The 6,970-nt window shown below is 42.7% G+C and carries 8 protein-coding genes; 4 read left to right on the top strand and 4 right to left on the bottom strand.

All coding sequences use genetic code 11. The features are described from left to right. Positions 1 to 332 precede the first annotated feature (332 nt). Positions 333 to 1,262, bottom strand: coding sequence for a DMT family transporter (locus J7E32_RS20830; RefSeq protein WP_214911359.1), 930 nt, complete (start codon positions 1,260 to 1,262; stop codon positions 333 to 335). A 226-nt stretch (positions 1,263 to 1,488) separates the two neighbouring features. On the opposite strand from J7E32_RS20830, the gene J7E32_RS20825 reads away from it, so the two are divergent. Beyond that, positions 1,489 to 2,811 carry a DUF3238 domain-containing protein gene (locus J7E32_RS20825; protein ID WP_214911357.1) on the top strand — a complete coding sequence of 441 codons (1,323 nt, stop codon included), beginning with the start codon at positions 1,489 to 1,491 and terminating at the stop codon, positions 2,809 to 2,811. Between the two features lie 42 nt (positions 2,812 to 2,853). On the opposite strand, the gene J7E32_RS20820 is transcribed toward J7E32_RS20825, so the two are convergent. Next, positions 2,854 to 3,243 carry a thiol-disulfide oxidoreductase DCC family protein gene (locus tag J7E32_RS20820; protein WP_214911355.1) on the bottom strand — a complete coding sequence of 130 codons (390 nt, stop codon included), beginning with the start codon at positions 3,241 to 3,243 and terminating at the stop codon, positions 2,854 to 2,856. A 152-nt stretch (positions 3,244 to 3,395) separates the two neighbouring features. Between J7E32_RS20820 and J7E32_RS20815 the strand changes: the two genes are divergently transcribed. Further along, on the top strand, positions 3,396 to 3,572 hold the full coding sequence (locus J7E32_RS20815; RefSeq protein ID WP_214911368.1) for a hypothetical protein: 177 nt from the start codon (positions 3,396 to 3,398) through the stop codon (positions 3,570 to 3,572). Further along, the gene (locus J7E32_RS20810) at positions 3,502 to 4,251 is read left to right on the top strand and encodes a YqcI/YcgG family protein (RefSeq protein ID WP_214911366.1); all 750 of its coding nucleotides are present in this window, start codon (positions 3,502 to 3,504) and stop codon (positions 4,249 to 4,251) included. The genes J7E32_RS20815 and J7E32_RS20810 overlap by 71 nt, the downstream gene beginning before the upstream one ends. Before the next feature lie 25 nt (positions 4,252 to 4,276). Here J7E32_RS20810 and J7E32_RS20805 read toward each other — a convergent pair whose 3' ends face one another. Then, on the bottom strand, positions 4,277 to 4,852 hold the full coding sequence (locus J7E32_RS20805) for a cysteine hydrolase family protein (RefSeq protein ID WP_483297625.1): 576 nt from the start codon (positions 4,850 to 4,852) through the stop codon (positions 4,277 to 4,279). A 147-nt stretch (positions 4,853 to 4,999) separates the two neighbouring features. Between J7E32_RS20805 and J7E32_RS20800 the strand changes: the two genes are divergently transcribed. Next, entirely contained in the window at positions 5,000 to 6,418 is a 1,419-nt protein-coding gene (locus J7E32_RS20800) for a vWA domain-containing protein (RefSeq protein ID WP_353654088.1), read from the top strand. Between the two features lie 27 nt (positions 6,419 to 6,445). On the opposite strand, the gene J7E32_RS20795 is transcribed toward J7E32_RS20800, so the two are convergent. Next, positions 6,446 to 6,739 (bottom strand): hypothetical protein, encoded by a 294-nt coding sequence (locus J7E32_RS20795; protein ID WP_214911351.1) that lies wholly within the window; start codon positions 6,737 to 6,739, stop codon positions 6,446 to 6,448. Between the last annotated feature and the right edge of the window lie 231 nt (positions 6,740 to 6,970).

Genomic DNA, 6,970 nt, shown 5'->3' with positions numbered 1-6,970 from the left:
AGTTGCCTTGGGTTCAGACAAATTCCCCGCAGCTTCCTCTTGTTTTGTCCGAAGTTGCCTTAGGTTCAGACAAATTTCCTTCAGCTTCCTCTTGTTTTGTCCGAAGTTGCCTTGGGTTCAGACAAATTCCCCGCTGCTTCCTCTTGTTTTGTCCGAAGTTGCCTTAGGTTCAGACAAATTCCCCGCTGCTTCCTCTTGTTTTGTCCGAAGTTGCATTGGGTTCAGACAATCCCCCGGCGGTTTCCCCAAAACCTGTCCGAAGTCCTACTCTGCCAACAAAATTTAATTCGTTAAACCAAATAAAGAGCCGCCAAAATTGGCGACTCTACTAACTAACTATTAATTTCCTTAACAACCTGTCCCTCGACTGACGCTTTCTTATCGCCGATCGACAGCCAGGTCACGAATATGAGCATGATCATTGCACCCATCAGCTGGACGCTTTGGAGCATGGTATCGAACCATATTACTGAAATGACCATAACGGTTAAAGGCTCGACACTTGAAAGGATGCTAGTTTCAACAGCAGTGATATAATTCATGCTGCTTAAGAACAGCAGGAACGCCAGTGTGCCAAAGAAGATCAAGATGGCCATGATCAAAATCATCTTCGGCTGAACAACAATGAGCCATTCATCGCTCTGCCAAACTTGGTTGATCACTCCAAGAACAATGCCACCGAACAACATACTCCAGCCTACGATTGCCAATACGCTCCATTCCTTCATCAACCGTGCCGGGTAAAGGGTGTAAAAAGCAAACGTAAGACCCACTGCAACTCCCCATAGTAATGCCGTCGGACTAACCAGCAAACTGCTAACCGATCCATTCGTCAGTAACAGGTAAAGTCCCCCCAATGTACCTCCAATGCCCAGCATCTGATAACGCGGAGGCCATTTTTTATGATTAAAAGAAACATAGAGAACAACAAAAATAGGTGCAGAGAATTGCAGCAATGTTGCCACTACAGCATTGCTCGCTTCAATTGCCATCGTAAAAGTATATTGTAACCCTACCATCCCCAGGATGCTGAATATAACCAGCTGGTTCCGCCAGTATGGCGTCTTCACGACTGTAAAAATATCTTCTCTTTTAATTGCCAGGAACATTAGGATGCTGCTTCCAGCAACAATCATCCGAATAGTCAGGATAAAAGGAACCGACAATTCCGTATTCGCAAGCACCCACTCCGTAATCGAACCAGTCATCCCCCAAAGCATGGCCCCAATGACTATCATAAGTATTCCTTTTACCCGTAACATCGCGAACGCTCCTATCGTTTGTTAGGCATGTAAAATGTAAAGATCCTAATCTAGCTAATTAAATATTATAGTAGCATAAAAATAATAAAACCTATCCATTAAATAAATATCCAAACTCTACTAATCCTTATTTTACCACCCCTAATCAACACATCGCTTCTCTTAAACCATTGTGACTTTGGGTAAATAATTGTCATCCTAGAAAAAAACTGAAGGTGGTGGATGAATGAATAGTCAAATTCAACTAAAAACTTCAAAACCAAAAGTAGCTGGCAAGTTTTTACCGATTGCCGCACTTGGCATCGCAGGAACTCTTTATGCTGTCAATCTGAATCGCCGGCGAGAGACTGCCGCTTCCTCTCACTCAAGGATGCTTAAAAATATCGAACTAGGCACCAAACAAATCAAGCTGGAATGGAACGGGCTTAACAGGCCATATCGCGTGTTCAGAGACAAGGAACTCATTTACGAAGGATTGGAGCCAACGCTAGTGGACCAAAATCTAGTTCCGGGTACCCTTTACACTTACTGCATTGAAGCCCTTGATGTACATGGTAATGTAGAGGACAAAATGCGCATCCAAACGACTACATCAGTGGATTTTAAAGAAAGAGAAAATATTTTGGAGGATTTACTTATTACCACGGTTGTTACCCATGGACAAATCAGTCTTGAATGGGAACCGATCGAGGGTGTCTCAGAGTATACAGTTTTTAGGAATGGCTGCAAGTTGGACACAGTAACATCCTGTGCTTTTACTGATAAAGGGATCATTGATGACGATGATTATACTTACATGATTAAAGCCAAGCGTCCTTTGCAGCGTTCGGACCAGCTAAAATGGGAGCTAAAATCGGTTATCGCCAATGCGGTGGGGGCTGTCAAGAAAGATTCTTCCACTAAGATGGCTGCTGATGAGGAATTTACCATCACCAAAAAGATAGGTCCTATTAAGCAATTGTTGAAATCTCCGCAGGAAGGCAATCATAAAAGCGGCAACTGGCAGCTCAGATACACTACATTTTTAAAAGAAGAATGGCTCAAAAACCCGAATGTCGCAGCCGAGGACCAATTTTTTAAAGGAGATCATCGCACCTTCGATCCTGAGTCATCTGACTTCAGGACAAGAAGCGATGTATTTATCGACACGGACAACCCTTCTGCCCTTATAAGCAAAGCAACGGGTATAACAGAAGCATTCACCAAGGACCATGAACGTTTAGAATCCGCGAGCGCTTCTGACGAGGGAATTCAATTGGAAAAGGTACTTACAGACGATGACAGAGTTCAATTTCACCTGAACCATTCTGTCAGCAATCCGCTCGTCGTTTCACCTGCCATCGATTATCATGTTTGCGGAACATTCTATAAGGACAACGAATTCGACTTAGTCGGAATTCATGATCAGGCCCCAGAACATGAGATTTACCTTAAAGAACCAGGCACGGACCATTGGCAAGTCATTCATCAGGCTCACAGCAAAGGACTCGAAATGATGGCAGATCCAATGGCCAATCATTACTGGCGTTACTCTACATTCACTAACTAAAAAAAACGGAAAAGCTGACTGCCAGCTTTTCCGTTTTTTCTCTTATAAAAATCGTTTCCGGACATTTGGTGGAGGAAGCATGCAGCTTTCCTTCTGTCCGAACCATTTGTATCTGTTCCTGGCTATAAGGTCATATCCAATATTTCTGATCGGAGCTGGAACGATCAGAAACACATAAAGAAGCTTCCATGCCCCTCGCAAATGACGGCTGATCCTCAGGGCAGCGGCTGATTTATAATAAACCTTTTCATTCTCAATCAAAATCATGCTGTCCACATCGTCACGTACCTGATATTTTTTTAGCAGTTCCTGCCCGGCTTCACTCTGCAGCGAAGCAAAGTGGAACGTTTCATTTGGATCACGATTCAGAATAAATTGGACACTCGCATCACAAAAGTTGCAAACTCCGTCAAATAGAATGACAGGATGCATGGAACATCCCTCCTCGATTTTCCTATTTCTATTTTAACATTTATCCTCTTTCTTTAAAGTCAAACAGAGGATACTGCTATTGTCAAAAATTCCATCCATAATTTCTTCACGCAAATTTATAAAGTGAGAAATTTTTCAAACAGTTCGTCTATATGACTAACACTCTGTGGAAATTGGGTTGCTGCCCATTTGTCCCGGGACATCTACCCTACTCTCATTACCTTGAATATATTGTAGAAGCTATTGGAGGTGACTATGATGAATGGCTTGTATACACATGGTTCCTCGCCGCGGGATCAGCTGCTGAATTGGGAAAAGCAGGCACTTGATAGATTCATCGCTAAAATGGGTGATAAGGAAAAGCCTTTTCCCTGCATACCGGCAACGATTGGCTTTTCTACAAATCAACTTCGATATGGATTTGTTGGCGATCCAAGAAGCCAAACAACGATTAACGAGCTTGGCAGCCTACTAACAAGCTATGCAAAACACTCAAAGGAGATAGGAAATTATACTTCTTTGATTATTTTTTATGAGACTCCCGAATCAATGAAAAACGATTCTGTAGAAGAATTTGAACAATTATTCTGGAAGCATCTAAATGGTCTAAGCACTCTGGATGAATGTGAATGGCCAGAGGATATTCCCACAGACCCGCATGATCCAATCTGGGAATTTTGTTTTAACGGTGAAAAATACTTTATGTATTGTGCCACACCTGCACATATAAACAGGAAAAGCAGGCATTTTGAGGTGATGATGCTTGCGATCACGCCGAGATGGGTTCTGCAGGAATTTAATAAGGCATCAAGTTATGCCAGGAGAATTAAGGCTCAAGTCAGGGAAAGACTCGCTAAGTATGACACCATTCCAATCCATCCTGACCTGAACACATACGGGGCTGATGATAATTTTGAATGGAGGCAGTATTTTCTCCGTGATGATGACACTTCTTTAACGAAATGCCCATACCATAGGGTTCTGAAATTCTTAGGAATAGATAAGTAAAGCGCAGGATGCCGCCTCCAGCGCTTTACTGTTGATTAATCTGACTAATTATTTCATCGGTGGTCATAATCGTGGCAAACTCCTTCTGCAGCATCGCCAGTTCATGTTCCTGAATCGAATCCGCTGTATGGCGAACTCCCTTATGATCCGTTATTTCAAATGCAGCAATCGCGTCAGACACCAGAAAGGTATTGAAGCCAAGATTACCGCTCATTCTTGTTGTGGTGGAGACGCAATGCTGTGTAGATAATCCGGTTATTACTACAGACTTCACTTTATTCTGTTTTAAGTACGCTTCCAGCTCTGTTCCAATGAAACCGCTGTTCACATTTTTGGTAAAAATGATTTCTCCATCCATAGGCTGGATGCTTTCCTTAAATTCCGTACCTAGTCTGTTTCGATGGTGCAAAGGTGATGCCGGGTCGAGCGACAGATGCTTCGTGTAAATGATATGTCCTTTCCTGATTCTCCACTCCCTTAAAAGCCGGGCGATATTTCCCTCAGCTTCAGGATTGTTCCTAGTACCCCAATATGGGTCGTCAAAGCCTTTTTGAACATCCAAAATAAGAAGCGCAGGAATCTCAAACAAATTATTCATCATACACCTCCTTACTTATTCCCCATTCTTTGTCAGTTCAAGGCTTTTTACTCTCACTATCATGGAAATTACTTCAAATCCTCTCGCTAATCATGGTAAACTCTATGGAGATGTTTTTTACATAGCGAAAACTTGATGAGGAGGATTTTTGTGAAACGGTATTCGCTGTTATTATTTTTAATCACTTCGCTCGCTTTATCTGCTTGCAGCAATGATGAACCGGATGAAGAAGTCGTAGCCGATCAACCGGCTAAGGAAGTTGTTAAAAGGGAAGAAACAACGCAGAATAAATTTGATCACTTGAAGAATATAAGTTTAGAGGTAACAGAGGAAAGCCTGATGGTCCTGGAGCCTGGATCAATGATGGGTGATCTGAGCTACGAAGAGGATATAGAGGATATTGGCTTCAAAACTCCTGAACTTGACCCGGAGCTGAAAAATCAGCTACCGGCGAAACTTGAAGAAATTGCTAATGCAACAGATGATTTAGAGACCATTAAAAAAGGGTTTGTTTCCCTGCTTGCGAGCCCGCATTATAAAGAAATTATCAAAAATGCCAGTGCCTATGAACCTCATTTCGAAGAGCCTTTCCTGCCAGACCCGACAAAATCTGAAAGCGGAGAGGAAACGAAACCTGCTGAAAAAGCGATCATTCTCCTTGATGCAAGCTCGAGCATGCTTCAACAGACTGGCGGACAGACCAAAATGGAAATCGCGAAAGATGCTGTTAAAAGTTTTGCGAAAACCATCGGCCAGTCAAGTGAGGTCTCACTTGTAGTCTACGGACACAAAGGATCCGATTCAGATGCAGATAAAGAGGTTTCCTGCTCAGAAATCGAAGAGGTGTACCCAATGGGCAAATACACCAAGGAAGAATTTCACGGAGCGGTCGACTCTTTTGAAAGCAAGGGCTGGACTCCGCTTGCTGGCGCAATCCAAAAGGCCGGTGAGATGAGCAGCAGCTTTGATGGCAATACAACGATTTACATTGTCAGCGACGGTGCCGAAACCTGTGATGGCGATCCTGTACAGGCCAGCAAGGACCTTGTTGCAAAGAACACTGAAAGTACGGTAAACATCATAGGATTCGATGTAGATGGTAAAACAGAGAATCAGTTAAAAGCAGTTGCGGAAGCTGGAAACGGAGAATACTTTAAAGCCGGCAGCCCTGAAGAATTAAAAAATACCATCCAATACGAGTGGCTCCCTTCTACCCTCGACCTGGCGTTTGCTTTTACGATGGCAACAGACGGATGGGATATGGTAGCGGAATATAAAATAGCAGATAAATATCCGCTGGAATTATGGACCGTCGGAAGGAAAGAAGCACACCGAATCATCGATGCAGCCTCCATCATGTCAGAGAATGGCTGGATTACCGATGAACAATATTCCGAGTTAAGAGATTGGGGCTTTGAACGCAGCGAAGCCTTTAAGGAACTACATTACACCATGAGCAAAACCAACCGCGAAAAAGCTGATGCCAAAAGCCAGGAAATCAGGCAAAGAGTCGACGATTGGGTAGCGAAAATGAAAGAACTGAAAAAAGAGCGCGGCGATACGTGGTAAAAAGATGGTCCTATCGGACCATCTTTTTTATTCAATCACCATGCCATTCTGAGTTCTCATAAGCTTTATTTGCCTGTCGTGATACACATCCTCGTAAATCGCTTTGGTCACCACAATTTTTTCGCCATTAAGCTGAATCCAGTATTCCCGTTCCTCAGTAAAATTCCCATAGATATTCCTGGTTGTTTTCCGTACCCCTTTATCCTCCACAATCCCCTGTGCAGAATCCACCTGAAATTGAGAATAGAGGTAATCCTCATAAGCGAAAGACAGAAGCCCAATGCAGCTAATCCAAATTATGAAATAGAGTATTCTTTTCATTAATATCACCATGAATAGTTTGTGGCAAATTAGAAAATATACTCATACATCATCCTGTTAAAAGGATTTTACCGTTTCAGAAACTCAGTGTTGGATCAAAAAGCATTATTTTATCTTCTTTTCCAGGAGTAATAATTCATCTCTAATAGGAATCCCCTCATACACAATCATTGGGATTGAGGGTTTGATCATCCTGGCTTTCTCTACAGCACAAAACCCGTAACAGAGTAA

This window comes from Bacillus sp. ISL-55, from assembly GCF_018613155.1.
Classification (GTDB): domain Bacteria; phylum Bacillota; class Bacilli; order Bacillales; family Cytobacillaceae; genus Mesobacillus.
This window is presented reverse-complemented; position numbering and strand designations above follow the sequence as displayed.